The 21537-nt window shown below is 63.3% G+C and carries 1 protein-coding gene (cut by a window edge); it reads left to right on the forward strand.

Translation table 11 applies throughout. The features are described from left to right. Window positions 1-21537, forward strand: partial view of an Ig-like domain-containing protein gene (locus BM234_RS14470; protein WP_092066240.1) — the start only. It continues 31938 nt past the right edge of the window; the window shows 21537 of its 53475 coding nt (coding positions 1-21537); the start codon lies at window positions 1-3; its stop codon lies off the right edge, out of view.

Below are 21537 nucleotides of genomic sequence, written 5' to 3' on the forward strand. Positions count from 1 at the left end.
ATGTCTGATCAAGAATATGAGCCCATCACGGCGGACGACGCTTCGGATCACCGCGAGAGCATTGATCAGGTTCCTGCCTTTGGATTGGAGACGCTAGAGCAACGTATTTTGCTCTCGGGTGATCTTCCGGTCGCCGATACGGACGATACCAGCAGCGGAGATACGGGCGCAGTTGATGTCGCGCCCCAAACCACGACCGAAGAAGCCCCGGATCCCTTTGTGGTTGGCCCGCCCGACCTGACCCTGACCAGCGGTTCGGGGACGCGCTCCCTCGATCCTGAACACGTCTCGGAACAATCATTCCATGTAGAGGCGGGCTCCCTGCTGACTGGCGGGGGACGCACTGGTCAGGCTTTGAACAACACCGGAACGGTTGCTCCGGGGTATTCGCCCGGTGTGCTCGAAGTGAGTTCTTATAGTCAGGATGCCACGGCGCAACTCGACATAGAAATCGGCGGCATCACACCGGGATCTGCCGGACCGACCGGGCTGGACGGTTATGATCAATTGGTGGTCGCGGGTGAGGCACAACTCGCAGGCACGCTGAACCTCGACTTCATCAACGATTTCACCCCTGTCGCCGGGCAGGTCTACGATGTCATGCGCTGGACGCAGCGGGTGGGCAGTTTCTCAGAGTATACCGGTCTGCATGCGGGGGGCGGTATCTACATGCGCCCCACTTACATGGCCGATCGCCTTCGACTCGAAGCAGTACAGATCCCCGGGCTCGATCAACTTACCCTCGGTAGCGATCCTGCGAATGCCGCCGCGCTCGATGCGTGGATGTCGGCACTGGCCAACCGGGTCGCTCAGACCGGCATCGAACTCACCGCCTCGCTCGATATACGGGGCTTGCGTGTTTCAGGCGATTTTTCGATTTCCGTGGCATCGACCTCTTCGGGGATGGAAACCACGTTCGCGCTCTCGGACGGGTCAGCGAGTTGGCTCATGCTGGGTCTGTCCGGCGGGCTGACCGATGTGGCGGGGAGCTTCACCTTTGGTGGTGGCACCCCCACTGCGCTCAGCCTTTCCGCGTCCGGTAGCGTTTCCGGTTTTGGGGGCGCAACTCTCGCGGGTGACTTCAACGTGGGGTATGATGCGGCGGCCGGGGCGTTGACCGTAGCGGCGTCGGATCTTTCCGCGCGGCTTGGAGATCCCGCTCAGGGCGCGGCCGTCCTGTTGTCGGATGCCGAGCTTGCAATGCGGATTCAAGCGGGCGCCTTCGACCTGCGGGCCAGTGGTTCGGGATCGGTCGACGGGCTCGCCGGAGCGACCCTTTCCGGCGATCTCGCGTTGGAAGCAAGCACTGCGACGGGCGAGGCGCGTTTCATCGCGCGTGGGGCCTCGCTCAGTCTTCCTGATGTGGGGCAAATCGGCGGGGATCTCGTGTTCGCGGCGCGCACCTCGGTCGCGGATGATGTTCGGCTTCAGGAGTTGCTCATCGGCGTCGATGATGTGACCGGCAGTCTCTCTTTGGGGGAGGCTGTCATTTCGGCAACGGGCGGGCGGCTCGGTGTCGTTGTACAGACCAGAGGCCCCGAAGAAGGGCTTGGTACGCTGATAACGACCACCGCCGTTGCGGGGCGGATCGATCTGGCGCTGGATGTCGATGGGACACTGAGCCTGTCGGGAACGGAAATTTCGGTCCTTCACAATTCCTCCGCCAATGACATCAGTCACGAAATCCGATTGGCGGACGGCAGTGTCATTTGGGCCGAGGTTGCCGCAGAAACGACACTGCTTTCGGGGGTCTTTTCCGCCGCAATAGACGGTGTGTTGGCTTTCACCGGTGAGTTGGAGCTGGAGATCAGTACCACGACCCGTGTGCTGTCCGATGGCGCGCTGGTGGACCTGACCGAATACGCACTAAGCGGAAGCGGCATTTCCGCCGGTTTCGGCGGGGCACGCGGGCTGTCGACCTCGGGATCGGACTTTGCGCTTGTCTATGCGCGTGAAGTCGACGGAACCCGCTCTTGGATGGCGTCGCAAGGGACCATGGGCGAGGCGGTTGTTGGTGGATACCTGCTCGACAACCTCGACAGCGCTGGTTGGTCCATCAACCGTGTGGTCGCGGGGTCGGTAGGGGTGGATGCGCCTACGATCAACTGGTCCGACGTCCGAACTTTTGACCTCGCCAGCGGCGCGAGGTTCGTCTTCGACCAGGTTGGCGATGTGTTCTCCCTGCCGCTTGCTGGGGATCTTGACTTGGGCGGAACGACCCTCTCGGGGGCCATGACGCTCAGCTATGACCGTATCGCTGAAAGCTGGGGCATTACGTTGGAAGACGTATCTTGGGCCATGGCGGCGGGGCCCGTCGCGGTTCGTCTTGCACGGGCGACCGGTACATTGCGCATCGACAGCAGCGGCAAGCGCTCTGGCGAACTGACTGGCTCCCTCGCGCTCGAAGGCGTGGACGGTGTGACCCTGTCAGCGGAGGGGCGGGTTGTCCTCGATGCAAATGACACCAGCGTTTCGGTCGCGGCGACCGGGGTGCTCGGCATCGACGGATTCGCGACAGTCTCGGGGGCCTTCACCGTAGAGAAGGCGATCACGGTTGACGGCCCGACCCTGACCATCGGGGCAATCGGTGCCTCCGTCACGGTTGGAGCGGAAACCGGTCCTCAGGTCGCTGTGTCTTCCGCGGATCTTGCGTTTGTCGCGCGCACCGATGCCCTTGGTGGCGCGGGTTTCGCGCTAATGGCGGAAGGTCAGGCTGCGCTCAGCGGGCTTGATGGTGTGTCATTGAACGTGGCCCATGCGCGCGTAGCGGTCAATCGCCTCGGCACTGCGATCAGCGCAGAAGTCGCCGCCGGGTCCGATAGCGTTGACCTGACCTTCGACAGTTCGCGCGACACTGAGGCCGTGCTTGTTGACGGCGCGGTCCTGTCGCTTGGTGATCTTACCCTGCGCGGAAACCTGAGGGTCGAGAGCGGAGAAGTGCCGCTCGGGGGGACCACGCGCCAGCAAATGACCCTTGGGTTCGATGGCCTGTCCGTGTCGGGTATCACGCTTGGGGGCGCTTCTGCGGCGTTGAGCGATGGGCGGGGCGCTGTCGTCGCATTCGCCCGGGCCGATGGCAGCACGGGATACGCGGTGCAAGCCAGCGGATCGGCATCTCTGACCGGGCTTGAGGGGATATCCCTCTCGGCGCAGGACATGAGCTTTAGCTACAATGGAACCGGCGTTGCTCTTGACGTTGATGTCGCCACGGCGAGCGGCATCATTCGTCTGGCGCAATCGGTGGGCGAGCGCCGCTTGGCCGGCACGGCGACGGCTTCCATCGACGGATTGCTCGACCTCTCGGGGAGCCTTGTACTCGAAGCGGTCAGCGCTGCCGATGTTCAAGTCAAAACGACCGCAACCGACGGCAGCGAAAGCTTTGAGACGGTCAGTGTCGATATGCTGGTGCTTGGGGGGGCGGACCTTTCCGTCGGTCTTCATGCGGGGGACATCGCTGTGGCGCTTGGCGGCACGGATCTGGCTCTGGTCCTGTCGTCCGAAGTTGGGGGCACGCGCCGCTGGATCACGTCGAGCGCGACGGTCACCGAAGCTTCTGTTGCCGCTTTGGCCGAAGCGCAGATCTCCACGGCGATGCTGGAGATCAACCGCGCCCTTTCCGACAGCGGCGCCTTGCTTCCCTCCGGGACGCCAATCATCGATTGGTCCGGCGATGGGGCAAAGCTTATTGCCGTGGATTCCGACACGACAGTTCCGGTCAGCGCGGATACCGACCGTCTCGCCACAGCCGTGAGCGGCAGTCTGACGCTTGGCGGCGCGGAAATCTCCGGCATATTCCAGATCCGTGACCAGATTGACGGTTCCGGGGCGCGCGTCTGGGAAATCGCGATGGCGGATGCCACCCTTGCGTTGGCCGCAGGCGGCGCGCGGGCGGAAATCGCCGGGGCGAGCGGGGCTTTCCTCGTATCCGATACAGGCGTGAGCGGAAGCATTTCCGGCGTCGGAAGCGTCACCGGCGTCGATGGGCTAACGGCTTCGGGTACTCTCTCGGCTGAAATGTCCGACGGATTGATGGCCCTCTCTGGTACGCTGAACCTCGCGGTGGACGGAGTGGCCAGCCTCAATGGATCCTTCGCAATAGAACGCGAAGCCGCAATCGAAGGCCTGCCGCAGGAAACACTGAGCGTGGTCGCGGGCGCCGATGCCGGCCAGAGCGCTGAGGTGACCGCCGGCGGCACGACGACCAACACCCGCATTGCGTTTGCCATGGCAAGAAATGGCATTTCGCGCGAAGGGATTTACGCCTTTGGCCTCGATGGGGCGCGGCAGACGGTTTCGACCCTCGATGCGAGTGGGCGACCACTTGCAGATGCGGCCCTCCGGACACGGTTGCAGGCCGGGCTCGCGTCTATCCCCGGCATCGGGACGGGCAACGTTCTGGTATCCGGAAACCGCGCCGACGGGTTTGTGCTGGAGTTCATCGGTCAGCTTGCCGGAAAGCCCATTTCGCTGGCGGGATCGGCTGGCGGTGCGGGTCTATGGGTCACCCAACCAGTTGAAACTCCAGACAGCGCGGACTGGGCGGTGGTCGAACGACTGACCGCGGCGAGCGCGGGCACCAACGCTGTTGCAGCCCTCAATGTTCGGCGGAGCGGCGCTGGCGGTAGCTTTACCGTGACGCTGGATGGCAAGACGACGGAAGCCATCGCGCTCGTCGAAGACACTGCGCCGGTCACAACGCTTCAGCAAATCACGCTCCCGTCCGATCAGGCGGGCTTGGTCTGGTTTGAGGTCAATGGCGAGCAAACGGGCAAGATCCGGCTCGTGGGCGATCCCGCCATCGTTGCGGCAAGGATCGAAACCGCTCTGGGGGAGGCGCTCGGCACGGGCACGGTTTCCGTCAGCTTTGATACTGCCTTTGCTGAAACCGGTACCGCGGATTATACCGTTGAATTCATCGGTGATCTGGCGGGTCAGGACATCCCGCTAGTGGATGTGTTTTCCTCATCGGAGGAGATTTCCACGAGCGTCACGGCCTTGCGCACGGGCGGTCCGGGCTATGCGCTCGAAGCCCAAGCCGAGCGCATTCAGGAGGCGCTCAACGCAGCGCACGGGGCCGGGCGTTTCACGGTTGTACATACCGGCGGACTAACCCTTTCCGACGCGGAGTTCGAAATTACGTTCAACGGGGCGTTCGGTCGCGCCGAGCATGCAATTCCCGATGTTGCAGGGTCCGGGGCCGCAATCTCGATCGGTTGGGCGGCGGCTGGGGCCGGGGCCTCCGGGGCGGTACAATCCGTCCACATCCCCGCTGGCACCGCGAGCGATCGCGTTCAGCTTCGCGTGAACGACGGCACGCGCAGCTATGCCACCACATCGCTGGCCTATGACGCTGATGCCGCTGCAATCGAAACCGCCATCCTCGCGGCGCTATCCGCAGATGGCAGCCGCTTTGGCGCGACCGGCGCTGAGGTCGGCGTGGCGTTGGAGGCTGATGGTTCCTGGATCGTTTCCTTCGGTGGAGCGCTGGACGGGCAGACGCTGGTCCCGATGCAGGCGCTCCTGCTTGGGTCGGCTTCGTCCCCTGAGGCGGGCCTCACCACGCTTGTTACCGGGGCGACGCGCAGCGAAGTGCAAGTGCTCGACCTGTCGAGCTATGATCGGATCAGCCTGTCTGTCGAGGGAAAGGCGGGCGCGACAGCCTCGCTCGATGTTGCCAGCCTGACGGCCGAGGGTCTGCAGCAAGCGCTTGGAGGTCTTTCGGCAATTGGCGGATCTGGCAATGTCGCGGTGGAAGCGATGGCAGAGCCCGGTCAGTTCCGCGTCTCCTATCTCGCGGGTCTTGCCGGACAGGACATGCCGCCGCTGGTGGTGTCTCCGGTTCAGACAGTCACGCTCATGGGGTCGGGGGCGCGGCCGGATACGCTTGCCCTGCGCATAGGTGATGCGGACTGGAGCGAATTGCGAAGCCTCGATGGGCTGGACGCTGCGGAGATTGCGGGCGTTCTGGCCGATCTGCTGTCCTCTCAACCGGATATGGCTTCGGAGGCAATCTCGGTCTCGGTTCGGGATGCCGCCACACTTGCCTACGATATCGTTTATTCCGGAGCGCTTGCTGGCGCGGATGCGGGCGAGTTGACCGTTCTTACGTCTGCCTTGGAAGAGGTTGCTGGTGCTCGGCTTCGGATTGGGGCCAGCGGGGTTACCGGCCGCATGGGCGATGCGACGAGCGGTGGTTTTGCGCTTCAGGATGGGTCGCTGGCGCTGTTTGTGGCGGAGGGATCCGACGGGACATCTGGTTTCGCCCTGGAGGCTGGCGGAACGGTAACGCTCTCGGGTTTCGGCGATGCCGTGAGTTTGAGTGCAAGCGGAACGATCCGGGTGAATGCCTTGGGCTTGGCCGTGGATGAGACAATTTCCACAGGCCCCTCGTCGACCCAGACCCTTACCTTCGACGATGCATTGGCGCGGCAGGAGCTTCGGATCGATTCCGGGTCAATCACGGTCTCGGGGCTGGGCACCCTCACCGGCGGTCTCGTCGTAGAGCGAACACAGTCGATCATCGCGGGCGTGACCACCACCGATATTCGCATCGGCGTCGATGGAGCTACCGGATCGCTCGCCCTTGGGCCAGCGACGGCGGCGCTGGCCGACGGACGGGGCGCGGTGGTTCTGCGTCACACAATCGACGCTTTGGGCGCGGTTACGACAAAATACGCGGTGCAGGCCGAGGGCGATGTCACTGTCGGCGGGGTCGGGGGTATCAGCCTCATCGCCGATGATCTTGCGATTGCCTACAACCGCTGGGGATCTGCGCTGGATCTGAGCGTGGCGACGCCTCTGAACGACTATGCGGTGTCTCTTCTCGACGGTGAAACCCGTCTTCGGGGATCGGCGACGGCGGTGCTCGACGGTGTGATGGAAATTAGCGGCGAGCTCTTCATTGAGAACCGGGAAGATCAGACGGTGATCCTGTCCGATGGCAGCTCGGTCGTCGTCGACCAGCTTATCGTGGGTGGTGCGGATGTGTCGGCCAAGCTGCTCGCAGGCGGCACAGTCGCAGACCCCTTGGTCGAGCTAAGCGACGTCGACATCGCGATGGTGCTATCGTCCGAGGCGGTCACCACCGGCGTGGCGCGTCGTTGGGTCTCGGCGCAGGGCGATCTCGGCGCGCTCGCGGTCAAAGGCTATCAGATCGCCGATCTCAGCAGCGCCACCTTGCGCATCAACAAATCGCTCGACGTCTCGGGGGCACTCGACAGCGTGAGTGCCACAGTGATCGATTGGGAGGTAAACGGGCTCAGCATCGGCATTGCGGAGGGCCAGTCCCTCGCGCTGGCGATGCCTGCCGAGATTGTTGATATCGACATCATTGGCTCCATGGAGCTTGGCGGCGCGGTCCTGTCCGGAGCCTTCTCTGTACAGTTGGATCAGTCCGGACCCAGCGATATCTGGACAGTGACGGCAAGTGGGGCGGATCTTGGCTACCGCAGCGGCGGTGCCTATGTCGGGCTGGAATCCGTTAGCGGGAGCCTCACGTTCGGATCGGGCGTAGCCGTAAGCGGGAGCCTGACCGGTCGCGCCGTGGTCGAGGGTGTTGAGGGGATCTCCTTTGACGGGGACCTGACCGCCGCGATCGACGGTGCTGGCAATATGGCCTTCTCCGCGACCACCATGGCGATGGAGATTGACGGCTTCGGCGAGTTGAGGGGCGGACTCTCCATAGAGGCGTCCTCGGACGGCAGCATCCTGATCGGCGCAAGTGGGGTCACAGGCTCGGTGGGGACGACCTCGGGCGGCCTTACACTCTCTGAGGCTGCACTTGGGATCTACATCGAAGGCCGATCCGAGACGTCCGCAGGGTATGCGATGGTCGCGAATGGCAGGGTGTCCCTAACCGGCTTCCCGGATGTCACGCTGGAGGCGGCAGCGTCGCTTCGCATAAACGCGCTGGATCGACGGCTGAACCTGTCGGCCGGGGGCGTCCCGCTCGTGTTCGACACGCCTGACCGGGTGCAAGAGTTGCAGATCGGCACCGGAACGCTGTCGGTCGCCGGTTTGGGCAGCTTGACGGGAAGCTTTGCGATCACGAGCCACAGTACGACAGACGACGCCGGAATTGTCACTGTGGATACGCGTATCGGCCTGTCGGGCGTAGAAGGCGATCTGGACCTGGGGGCAATCGGCGCATCTCTTGAGGAGGGTGAAGGCGCCATCCTGCTGCAGAAGGTTGGAGGCGACGCGGGCACCTATGCGGTGCAGGTCGAAGGCGATGTGGCGTTGACCGGCGCCGATGGGATTGACCTGCGCGCCGACAACATGACCGTTTCCTTCAACCGTCTTGGGGCGGCTGTGATCGGCATTGAGGTGCCCACCGGCGCGGGCACCTATACGGTTGACCTGCTCGACGGCGAAACCCGGGTAAGCGGCACGGCGACCGCCGAATTCGGCGGGTTGACGCTCGAAGGGGAGATTTTCGTAGAGGCTCGAACTTCCGTCACGCAGGATGTCGTATCCTCTGACGGCACGCGCGAAGCGGTCTTGGTCGATCAGACGATTATCGGGGGGCGCGGCCTTTCCCTCTTGGTAGATGTCGACAGCACCGAAATCGCGCGTCTCTCGGATGCGAATATCGCGCTCGTCCTGAGTACGGACAGGGCTGATCCCGCGCGCCGCTGGGTCACGGCGGCCGGCGCAGTTGGTGGTCTCGATCTGCTTGGCGAGGATTTGGCGCATATCTCCAGCGCCGCGTTCCACATGAACCGGGCGCTTGCACCCGACGGCAGTTTCCTGACCGGCGGTGCCGTGCTCGACTGGAGCGGTGATCAGGCGCACAGCGTATCGCTTTCGCCGACCGACGCGAGCCTGGTTGCAGCTTTCTCCGGGTCCGAGGCGGGGATGAGCCTTGCGCTCGAAGGTGTGGTGGACTTTGGCGCCGCGCGTCTCTCCGGGGATTTCTCGGTGGAACTCTCCGAAGCCGCGGGCGCGCCGATCTGGGATCTTGTCGCGACTGATGTCGAGGTGCGCTTGGCCGCAGGCGGTGCTGCCGTTGCACTCACCGAAGGGTCGGGAACTCTCCATCTTGCAGCGTCCGGTAACAGCGGTACGATTTCGGGCCGTATCGCGGCAAGCGGTATTCCGGGTCTGACGCTCGAAGGCGGCGTGGCTGCGCAGTTTGACGGAGATGAGCTAACGATCACGGGCGCGGATGTGGCGCTTGGGGTGGATGGTTTTGGCGAGTTGAGCGGCAGTTTCGCGATTGAGCGTACCTCTGATGCGCTGTCGATCGGGTTGAACGGTGTGACTGCCGAACTTGGCAATATCGCCCTGCGGGAAGGTCGCCTCGCGCTTTATGTGGCACAGACGCCCGCCGGCGGGACGGGCTTTGCGCTGGAGGCGCGCGGGGTAGGCGCGCTTGAAGGGTTCGACGGGCTCACCATGTCCGCCGATGCGACCGTCAGGGTGAACACCCTTCAACAGGCGCTGTCCACTTCGATCACGGTCGGCGGCAGTGATTTGCCGCTGCTTTTCGAGACGGCTGCCGCGACGCGCGAATTGGTTGTCACGCGCGGTGAACTCAGCATTGCAGGACTTGGCAGTATCGAGGGCGCCTTTGCCATGGTGCCGAGCGAGTCGATCGATGCGCTGGGACAAACCACGCAAACGCTTCGGATCGGGCTGACCGGTGTTGAGGGCGATCTGACCCCCGGGGGACTTGGGGCGGCACTGGAGGACGGGCGCGGGGGCTTGCTTCTGGAGCGACGTCTTGATTCCAGCGGCACAGTTCTTGGATCGGGCTACGCGCTTCAGGTGTCGGGCGATGTCGCACTGACCGGGGTCGACGGCGTGACGCTTGCTGCTGATGAACTGGACATTCGGTACAACCGTCTGGGCCGTGATATCGAAAACGAGCGGATTGCCACCGGCGGGGAGGATATCGTCCTGTCCCTGCGCGCTGACGAAACCCGTTTGGCGGGCACGATGCATGGCGCGGTGGGTGATCTGCTTGATCTCGGGGGGCAGATGTTCCTTGAGAGTCGGGCGGGCGACGACGCGGTCGAAATGGTGCTCACGGATGGTAGCGCGGTCCGGGTGAGCCAGCTGATCATCGGCGGTGCGGGCCTTTCGGCACGGGTCGGGCCGGATGGGACAGGTGCGGAGGTGGGCGATCTCGACGTCGCACTCGTCATCAGCACCGAAGTTGGCGGAGCCGGACGGCGCTGGATCACCACGCAGGCGAATGTGCACGATGCCGGGTTTGACGGCTTGGCACTGGCGCAGATCGACAGCGCCGCATTGCTCATAAACGGAGAGATGCTGGGCGGTAGTGTAGAAACCGCAGGCCGCGCAGTGCTCGACTGGAACGGTGTTTCCGACGACCAGAGTACCGAGATTGTCGTGGTTCCGGGAGAGGCACTGATCCTTGAGACGGGCGCATCGGCGCTGCAGTTTTCGGTCGATGGTGGATTGGAACTCCCCGGCGCGCTGATGAGCGGCGCGTTCGATGTCGAACTGGTACGCGGCCCCGGCGGCGAAGCGGCCTGGCATATCGTGGCAAGCGATGTCGCAGTTGGCCTGTCGGCCGCAGGCGCAGAGATAGGGCTTTCGGGCGGATCCGGGGAGTTGTGGCTCGGTCGCAACGCCGTGACGGACACGTGGGGCGAAGGTGAACGCAGCGGGAGCCTGCGCGGGAGCGCAAGCCTGACCGGTGTCGACGATCTTTCGCTGGAGGGCACTTTCGAAACGATATTCGACAGCACTGGCGCGATGATCCTCGCCGGTGCGGTTGAAATCGAGATTGACGGCTATGCCCAGATCAGCGGGCAGGTCGCTGTCGAGACCAGTTCGGCTTCTGGCGAAGAGCCCGTCTTGGTTTCCGTGCCGCTTGAGCCCGGCGCAACAGGAGCCGCCATCGAGGTGACGCAGGGCGGAATTGCGGACAACAGCCGTTTCAGCTTGGCCGTGTCCGAAGCTTCCGCCGGTGGGGTTCGCACGCGCTTTGGAACATATGAATTCACCTATCAAGGCGCGACGGCCTCTGTAACGTTGGCGCAAACCGATGATGACGCGGCTTGGCGGCAAAAGCTTGGCACCGCGCTGGAAGCTCTCTTTGGCTTCGACACGATAGAAGTGACGGGCACTCAGGCCGCCGGTTTTGAGATCACGGTGGGGGGCCGTCATCGCGGAACGGCAATCACTGGTCTGACCATGACACCGCCGGCCGATCCGGCGGATTCCGCTGATTGGGGCACGATCAGTGTCGAAAGCCCGGCCACGGAGACAACCGGATCGGTGCAGCGGATCGACCTCTTGCCGGAGGGCGCGGAAGGTGAGATTTCGCTGACCTTCGATTTCGACCCGGTGACAAATGCGCGGTTCAACCTCGTGGCATCGGATGCCTCCGGCGACTTCCGCGAAGGAGACTATACCTTTGCTCATGGCGGCAAGAGCGCCGTGGCGAGCACGCTCAGCAGCCGCGGCACCGCGCTGTCCGACACAGGGTTTGCCGCATCGCTCACCGGCGCGTTCGAGACGCTCTTCGGAGCCGGGAACGTTGTGGTCAGCGGTTCCCGCGCGGCGGGATATGAGATTGCGCTCCAAGGCGATATGTCCGGGGTCCCCGTGGCGCTGGCCACCACGCCGGGTGGCTCTGGGCTGTCTATGGTGCCCCCCGCCGATCCCGCATCTGACGGAGCGCTGGGCAACAGCACGATCGTCTCCCAAGCTGTCGCAGGTACGGCGAGCGACGCCTACGAACTGGTTATCTCGGCGCCCTCGGGCAGTTCGCGCTCAGGTGACGAGTTCCAGCTTCGCTTCGCGAATTCGGCCCGCACTGCGGATGTGCCGCTTTCCGGAATCCAGACGACGCAAACCCGGCATATCTTCGACGCGATCGACCGCATTTTCGACGTCGGTACGGGGCAATCGACGGTTTTTGGCAGCGGCTCGGTTCTTGCCCGCACTGCATCGGGGTCGCTTCGTGTCGATGCCATTCAAAGCCCGACAGATGGGCAGATCTACAAGATTACGTTCCTCGGCGATGCCGCGGATCGCGCGCGCCAACTCGGGGCGCTCAGTGCCTCCAACATCGGCATCACCGCCGATATTTCCTATGACCTCACGGCGACGGGCACCACGTCCGGCACCACCGGCGCGGTCCACGCGCTTGGGCGTTACGCGGCGGGCGTAGAAGGTAGCTTCTCCTTGAGGTTCGACTACGAGGGCAAGACCTACACCACCGCCTCGATCGATACGCAAGCGAGCGCGGTGGTGCTTCGTACGGCGCTTTTGTCGGCGACAGAGTCTACGGGCGCACGTTTTGATGCGGATGCGGCGACTGTTTCGGTCAAGGCGAATGGCGCGGATCAGTGGATCATTTCCTTTGCCGGCGATTCACTTGGGAAACCCGTCGGCCAGTTGCAGCGGACGACCGATATTGAAGACGCGCCCGAGGCGCAGCTTACCGCCGTGGCCTCCTCGCTCGCAGGCTCGGGCGGGACGTACAGGACCGTCGCGCTGGACATGGCGTCGTTCAATACGGCTCAGGAGGCGCTTGAGGCGGCGATTGCCGGTGCCACCCGTCCCGATGGCACGCGGTTTGATGCCTCCGGTGCGGAGGTCTCCATTTCGCTCGATACCGACGCGGATCAGTGGATCGTGTCTTTTGGTGGCGAAGCGGTCGGGCAGGATATCTCGGTGCTTCGCGCCTCCGTGACCCCCGTTGCCGCGCCGGATGCCACCCTGTCGCAAATCGCGATAGGCCGCAGCAGTGATGAAGTTCAGCGGTTGACCATTGGGGCATCCGGTGGAGTTCAGCTTGGGTTCGATGGTGACTATTCGGATGTGCTCGATGCCGCCGTCTTGGATGCCGCGACTGTTGCAGAGGCACTCGCCGGTTTGGGCGGCATCGAAGCGGCGGATATCACCGTTACCGAGCAGGCAGAGGGGGTCTTTGAGATCACCTTTGGCGCGGGGTTGGCTGGTCGGGACGTCTCCATGGTGGAGGTGGTCGCAGTTCAGCGTCTGGACCTGACGCTACCTGCAGACGGCGAATTGGCGGATATCGTCTACTTGCGCTCCGCAGGGGCGACCGATTGGGCCCGGGACGTGGAGATCCCGGCGGGCGCAACGGCGGCTGAGCGGATCGCTGCGGCACTGCCCGCCTTGACGCGGGCCTTCGGCCTGATGCCGGGCGTTGGGACCGGTGCGGTGGAACTGGTGCCTGTCGAGGGGGCCTCGGAGCAATTCTATCTGCTGACCAAAGGGCGTCTTGCAGGCCAATCCCTGCCCGCGCTCGACATCGCGCTGGCCAGCGCCGTTGAGGCACCAGAGGCTATCCTGAAGATCGGCGCTGCGGAGGTAAATATCCACGTCGGGGGCGAGGATGCCGGGGTGGTGGTCGAAGATGCCGGGTTCGGTCTCGTCATCGCCAAGACGGCAGACGGTTCGCGATACGCGCTTACCGCGTCGGGCACTGCGTCTTTGCACGGCTTTGGCGGCGGGGTCAGCCTGAGTGCGGCCGCCGAATTGGCAATCAATACACTGGGCCGTGCGACGGACGATACGGTGCGCACCGGGCTCGACACAGCTGACAGATCGGTTCAGTTCGCCGACGGGCTGAGCCGACAGGAATTGACGATCAGTCGCGGTGACATTGTTGTCGATGGACTTGGCACCCTGACGGGCAGCCTCAAGCTCGTTGCGACGACCGAGGAGGTCGGGGGCGACACCGTTCAGACCTTGCGCATCGGGATCGACACGGCCGAGGGGTCGCTGACACCCGGCGGCGTCGGTGTGGAGCTAGAAAATGGGACTGGCGCGGTCATACTGGAGCGCACCAGTGGCAGCGCGGGCATTCAAACGCGCCATGCCTTTGCCGCTGAGGGAGACGTCTCTCTTGTCGGGGTGACCGGCGTGACGCTCTCGGCGGAAAACCTCCTTGTGACCCAAAACCGCTGGGGCGAGGATCTAGCGCTCGAGGTCGATACACCAAGCGGCAGCTATGCGGTCGATCTGCGAGACAATGAAAGTCGCCTGCGCGGTCAGATGACCATCGGGGTCGCCGGCGCGTTTGAGGCCACGGGGGACATGTTCCTCGAAAGCCGCACCGATGAGACGCTCCTCCTGACGGATGGTAGCAGCGTTACCGTCGATCAACTCATCATTGCCGGGGTGGGCCTTTCGGCCATTGTGGGCGATGCCTCAATCGGGGCGGCGCTTTCTCAAACGGATGTGGCGCTTGTGCTGTCGACCCAGCAGGTTGCAGCGGGTCAGACACCGCGCCGCTGGATAACTGCGCAGGCGACTGTCGGCGCGGCGGCCCTCAACGCGGGCGTGGAGATGGACGTGGACAGTGCATCGCTGTCGATCAACCGCGAATTGGTTTCTGGCGATATCCTGTCTGCTGCGGGAACGGCGATCGATTGGGACGGCGCATCAGACGACGAAAGCACCGAAATCGCCGTATCCGAAAGTAACTCACTGGTACTCAGCGAGGGCGCGTCGCAATTCTCGATGGGCATATCCGGCGACCTGTTGTTTGGATCCGCCCGCCTTGGCGGTGACTTTGCGCTGCATCTGTCTGAGACAGCGGAGGGCCAAACCTGGACCATCGACGCTAGCGGAGTGAGCGCGGGGCTTTCCGCGAACGGGGCCACGGTGTCACTCGAAGACGGTGCAGGTCAGCTCGTGATTGCCCCGGATGGTAGCCGTTCGGGACAGGTGAGCGGAACGGCACGGGTCACAGGTGTCGATGGCCTGACCCTCAACGGGACTCTGGCCGCCCGGTTCGATGCGGATGGCAACATGCAACTCGCAGGTGCCGTGGACCTCGGTGTCGAGGGCTTCGCATCCGTTCGCGGACAATTCGCGGTTACCAAGATCGCGGCACCGGAAACGCCGGCTCAAATCACGGTCGCCAAGGCGTCGGAGAGCGGGACCGGTACAGTTGTCAGGGCGACGACCGGAGGCGAGACGACCGATACACGCTATCGCTTGACGGCGGCGGCCACCGATGCGGGCGGGGTCACCCGGTTCCGCGAGGGGGTCTATACCTTCGACTGGCAAGGGGTGGGTGTGTCCGTGGATACGCGGACGGGCGACGGGACGCCCTATGATGATGCTGTCCTTGCCACGCGGTTTGCCACGGCGCTTGAAACGGTTCTTGGCGCGGGCAATGTCGTCGTGGAGGGCAGCCGGGAGAGCGGGTTCGACTTTGAACTGACCGGGGCACTGGCCGGGCGGGACATCGCCGGGCTGACCATGGTTCCACCTGCGGACCCCGCGGACAAAACCGATTGGGGCACGACCAGCCTGCTGGGCCGCGCACGGGCCGGATCGGTCGCTGAATACTACCTTCTTCTCAAGCCTGTTTCGATCACGAACGTCTCCGGGGCGAAGTTCACGCTGGACTTGGGTGCCTCTGGCAGCACCGAGGCGATCCGGTATATCTCAGACAAGAACCGGCAGGGCGTGGCCATTCAGGAAGCGCTGGACGCGGCGCTCGGAGCGGGTGCGGCGCAGGTTGTCTTCGACAAGACCACAGGCGGCATCACCTCGCAGGGCTTCACGATCACCTTTACCCAAGGGCGAGCCCCGACGACGCTTACCTCAACAGCCTTTACCACGGCCAGCAGTGGAAGCGTCATCGACGGGGTCGTGCGTGTCGCCGCCACGACACAGCAGATCTCCGCAGAAGTGCAAGCCGCTGGAACGCGGCAGGCGATAGACCTGTACGATGCCGAGTTGAACGGCAGCTTCACGCTCGCCTTCCGCGTCTTTGACCAGACGTTCGAAACCTCCGATCTTTCCTTCGGTGCCACGGCTCAGGACGTTGCCGACGCAATTCGGGCGGCCCGCAATACGGGCGGGACGGTTTATGGCGACCGGGGCGGCGATGCGGTCGTCTCACTGGTCGCTGCTGGCAATGGCAGCCAGAAATGGCAGGTAGAATTCACCGGTACGGCCCTTGGGCGTGACGTCCCGGTAATGACGGCGACGATCACGGAGTTGGAGCGCGCCCCGACCGCGACGCTGACCCAGACGGCGTCGGGCCAAACCACGTCCGAGGTCCAGCGGCTGACGCTGCCCGCGACAGGAACCCATTTTGCGTTGGCCTTTGGCAATTCGGTTACTGCGCCATTGGCCATGGGAACAACCGCGGCGGATTTGCAGACCGCGCTCGAAAACCTAGCCACGATCGGCCGCGGCAACGTGACTGTTACCGAAGGCGCAAGCGGGAGTTTCGATGCCGCGTTCGGGGGCGCTCTCAGCAATAGCGCGATCGCCCTGCTGCGTTTCGGGGAGGTGCAGACGCTCGACCTTACCCTTCCCGACGGGCTGGCGGATCAGGTCGCTTTGCGCGCCGTGGGCGAAGGCGACTGGCACGGCAATATCGAACTGGCCGAGCTTGCGCCAGATGCGCGCAGGACTGCGATAGCCGCCGCGCTGACCTCGTTGACCGACGACAGCGGCGGATTGGTCTATGGCGCTGGCAACGTCACCGTGCACGCGACGGCAGAAGAGGGGGTTTATCACCTCGTCGGCGCTGGAGCGCTTGCCGGGAAGGATATGACAACGGCGGTGGCCGGGCTGTCCCGCGCGGCGCCAGCGGCACCTGAATACCTGCTCCTCGGGGCCAGTGAGGTATCGGGCACGATCGGGGGCGCGCAGGCTGGCGCATCCCTTTCAAGAGCCTCTCTCGGGCTGGTCATCTCACGCGGTCAGGACGGCGCTGGATTCGCCCTCGCCGCCGAAGGTTCCGTCGCGCTTCAGGGATTTGGAAATGCGGTTTCGCTGAGCGCGATCGGTTCCATTGCGGTCAACGAACTCGGCCGAGCGCTGGATATGGATGTCCCGGCCGGTCTGGACGGGGCGGTCCATTCCGTCAGTTTCGATGATGGTACCCGGCGTCAGGAACTGATTATCGATGAAGGCACACTTACCGTGCAGGGTCTGGGTGAGCTGACCGGCGGATTGGCGATGAACATCGTCCATCACAAGGTCAACGGAATCGACACCACAGACGTCCGCATCGGGCTAGAGGATGTGTCCGGTGCGCTCGACGCCGGAGGACTGTCGGCGGATCTGGACAATGGCGCGGGGGCGGTTCTTCTGCGTAACCAGCAGGGGATCGGCACCGTTTACGCGGTTCAGGCCGAGGGTGATGTCGTCTTCGACGCAGGTGGCGCGGTTGGCATCACGGCGGACCGGCTTCAAGTGACCCTGAACCGTTGGGGCGAGGACCTGAGCGAATCCGTCCCGACACCGGGCGGGCTCTATGATGTCGACCTGATCGACGGGGAAACCCGGCTGCGGGGGCAGATGGCTGTCGATATCGGCGGCGTTCTTCAGGCCGAAGGCGAGTTGTTCCTTGAGTTGCGAGAGAACCAGCAGGTCGCGTTGAGCGACGGGGTCACGGCGCGCGTCGACCAGATCCTGATCGGCGGGGCGAATGCGTCGGGGTCCATTGGCGGCGCGACCGGTGCGCGCTTCGACGAGTTCGATATGCTGGCCGTAATCTCGACAGAGCGCGTTGCCGCTGGCGGTGATGCGCGGCGCTGGCTCTCGGCGGGCGCTTCGGTGGGATCGGCCAAGATCGCAGGCTATGCCCTGACCGGGATCGACGATGCCACCTTGCGTGTGAACCAACGAATTTCGACTGCGGGCGGGGTCGCTGCGGCCACGGGCGCACCGACCATCGATTGGTCGGAAGCGGCGCTGTCCTTGCCGGTCGAAACTGGTGCGTCCGACATCGTTTCGCTGGATTTCGAGGATAGAACGCTGGAGATCGGCGCGACCGCGACGTTGCGCCTTGGCGATGCGCATTTCGAAGGGACCTTCACCCTCGCGCGCGAAACCGGCGCCTCCTCCGGTCAGGATAGCTGGACAGTGACGGCCGAAGATGCGGCGATGGGTATCGCGCTCGGAGACATAGCGCTCACCCTCGGCGATATCGACGGTGAGTTGCGCCTCAACGCAGACGGAACCCGCAGCGGTAGCGTCAGCGGCTCTGCTGTACTTACCGGCATCGAGGGCGTCACGCTTGAGGGCGACCTTGCGGCGAGTTTCGGAACGGACGGCACCTTCCGGGTCTCAGGCTCGGCCGATCTCGATGTGTTGGGCATTGCCACTCTGAACGGTGAATTTGCCATCGAGCAGGTCCGACAGAATGACCGGTCCATGCTGTTGATGGCCGTCACCGGGCTGAATTCGACCTTCGAGGTCGACGGTGTGGGCTCTGCTGGCCTTCAGGATGGTGAGTTGTTGTTGCTCGCGGGCAGCGATGCCTCGGGCGCAGGCGGCTTTGCGATCAAGGGGTCGGCGCGCGCTGTCATCGACACGCCGGTGATCGACATGGCGGGTCAGATCGCGATTGCCGGCAATACGCTGGGCATCGCCGTGGATCGGACCGAGCGGCTCATCTCCTCCGAGGGGGTCGAGAGTGATATCGCGCTGCAACTGGGTGCGGATCTGTTGCCGCCTGCGATAGAATTCGGCGAACTGGACGCGCTGATTACTGATCTTCTCTATGATGCAGTGGATACGGTCAGCGTCGCGGTCAGCGATCTCAAGGCAGAGATTTCGCCCGATTTCGATGATGGCGGCAACAACACCAACACCAATCCCTTGGCCGTCTCCCTACCCGTCATCGGGTCGTCCATATCTCAGATTGTTGGCGCTGATCGGTTGTTGTCGATTGGTGACTATGTTCAGCGCTATCTTGGCAGCAGCGATGAGGCTTTTGCCGATCTTCCGGATCCCGGCTACGGCACTGACGATCCGACCCTGCGTGGGTTGTTGGGGTATCTACAGGACAACTGGCTGCCCGAGATCGGCGTGGCGCGCGACGCGCTCAAGCTGGTGACCACCTCGAGCGGCGTGAAGCTTAGCTTTGACGACCAATTCACCCTCTCGGCCGACGCCACGCTGGATTTCGACGAAGCGTTGGAAGACTACGGCCTTTCGATCGATGGCAGCGTAACCGCAGAGATCGAGGCAACGCTGGACGTGGCCTTCGACATGGTGATCGACTGGAGCACCGGCACGAGCGATTTTATCCTCCACCGGTTGGCCTTTGATGCGAGCGCCAGCGTGGATGATATCGACGTGACGGCGGCGCTCGGGCCGCTTTCCGTCAGTGTGGGCGACAAGACGCGGGAAACCGGCAGCCTGAGGTTCGAACTCGCGGGTGAGATTCAGCAAGGGGCCAGCGGGCTGACGGCGGTACAGACACTCGATGAGCTTGTTCTTGATCTGCCGATCTATGCGCAACTCGGCAGCCTTGATCTTGCGGCAAGCGCGACCCCGCGGTTGATCGCTTCGGGCAACCCGCTGTCGGGGGATGTCTCTTGGGAAGCGCAGGACTTCGACTCCATCGGGGATTTCAGCAATCTTTCGGTTGTCGATCTGATCCTGATGTTCCCCGACTTCCTCGACACGCTTCAATCCGTGCAGGACAGCGACCTTTTCACCAATAGCCTGCCGTTCCTCGACGCCGGTCTCGATCAGGTGCTTGCGTTTGGTGAGGGGTTCGAGCGGGACGTCTATAACAAGATCGATTTCAACAAACCCCGCGTCGATCTGTTTGAGGTCGCTTCGGTGACCATTCAGGCGGGGGAGATCGATGGATCGCCCGCGACCCTTTTGCTCAACCCGGTTGGAGGATTCACCGAAGAACTGGCCGATGGCCGTGAGGTAACGCTCTACCAGACAGTGAACGGCGTTGAGACCGAGGTGGGAACCTTCGGGATTGACAGCTTCGCCGATGGGCAGAGCCTCGTGCTTTCGGGAACGGTCTCGAGCGCCGGTAGCTATCGTATGGTACTGCACGAAGCGCGGCGGCAGATCACCACCTTGCAGGAATTCATGGAAGCGGTGAACGCTTCGGGCGTTCTCCCTGCGGGATTGCAGATCACATTCGATCCGGTCGAGCGGTCCTTTGGGGTCCCCTTCACCTTCGCTGAGGACCTGACACCTGTTCAAGTGCCGCTGGATCTCGAACTTGGCAGCGACACGGTCAGCCTGACAACGAGTGCCGAGGGCAGCCTCTCCGTGCACGTCGCAGGCTCCGTGACATTCTTTGCGGATCTCGATGGGCGCACGTACTTCGGCGAAAAAGGAAATGCCGAAGCGAGCAGCAACCTGTTCTCCGATGAGATTTTCGTCTTTGACAGCACCATGGTGGGGTATGGCCTCGAACTGAACGGGGAAAAATACACCATCGTCGGTGTGCGTGGGGATCACCTCGTGGCGCTCGACAGGGAGGTGGCAGAGGCCGCCGATGATCTGGGCTATACTCTGCGGGAAAACAGCCTGACGCTTGGGGTGGAGAACGTATCACTTTCGGCGGGCGCGTCGCTCAATATCGATGATCTTGAGGTCGGCATTCAGCTTGGGATGCTCAAGGCCACCGCGGGGGGCACAGGCACCGGGTCCGGGTTCGAGCTTGCCGCCGATATCGCCGTAACGCTCGACAGCGATCCGACCTCGGACAATCCGCAGGATCGTCGTTTTGGCTTCACCGAGATTTCCGCATCCGACCTTCAGTTCGACCTATCCGGCACCGCGTCCGCGCGCCTGCGGGGGCTGAGCGTCGATCCTGGTCTTGGCTCCGATATTCCGCTCGCGCCGGATATAGAGGTATCGCTCACCGCGCTGGACATTTTCTCGCCCGGCTCGCTCAAGGTTGTTGATCAGAACCCGATGTACCCCGCTGATCTCGACAAGTTGGTCACAGACGGGATCGTCGGGGCGAAGGATATCGTGGTCATCCTTCCCGATCTCGGCGCTGCTTTTGATTTCAAGGACCTCTCTTTCGAGGACATCATCTCGGGAACGCGGCAGGGGCTGGAGTTCGTCCGCGACGCCATCGAGGATCAGCCGTTCTACACGGTGGTGATGCCCGTGGTAGGTCGATCGCTGGAGGATGTTTTCCCGTTCGTCGATCAGTTCCTCGCCAAGTTGGAGACGGCGGCATCGGACCCGGCATCGGCCATCGGCGAAGTGGAGGGCATCATCGAGGATGCGCTCGGCATCACCGATGACAACAGCCTTGATGTGAACGATCAGATTTTCGCGCTGAGCCTCAATGGCGACGCGCTCGATATCCATCTCAACCTCGGGGCGATCTTTGAAGAGAACTTTGGCTTCAGCCTCGATCTTCAGCAACTGGCGGCCATCGCTGGCCCTGATGCGCTGGCTGGCATGGATTTCGTCGACGACATTGCCGACGTCATCAACCCCGGTGCGGCGGGCAAGATCAATCTCAGCGCCTTTGTGAATTTCAAGGTACAGGCGGGAATCCGTCTGACCTCGGACGGGCCCGAATTCTTCCTCTATGACTACAACCCGACCCGGATTCAGACCCGGTCGGTCGCCCCCTTTGGGACAGTCGTCTTTGACAATCGCTCCAGCGACCTGAGTGATGAAACCAAGGCCGCGATTCTCGCCGATTTCCGCCGCGTTGTCGGCGCGGCGGGCGAAGGCGTCACGGCGATATCTGCCGAGGTCGAAACCTACTGGGTTTCCACGACCGAGTCGACGGAGGCCGGGCAGAACGTCGACGATGAGCATGGGGTC

The sequence above is a fragment of the Poseidonocella pacifica genome (assembly GCF_900111875.1).
Lineage (GTDB): Bacteria > Pseudomonadota > Alphaproteobacteria > Rhodobacterales > Rhodobacteraceae > Poseidonocella > Poseidonocella pacifica.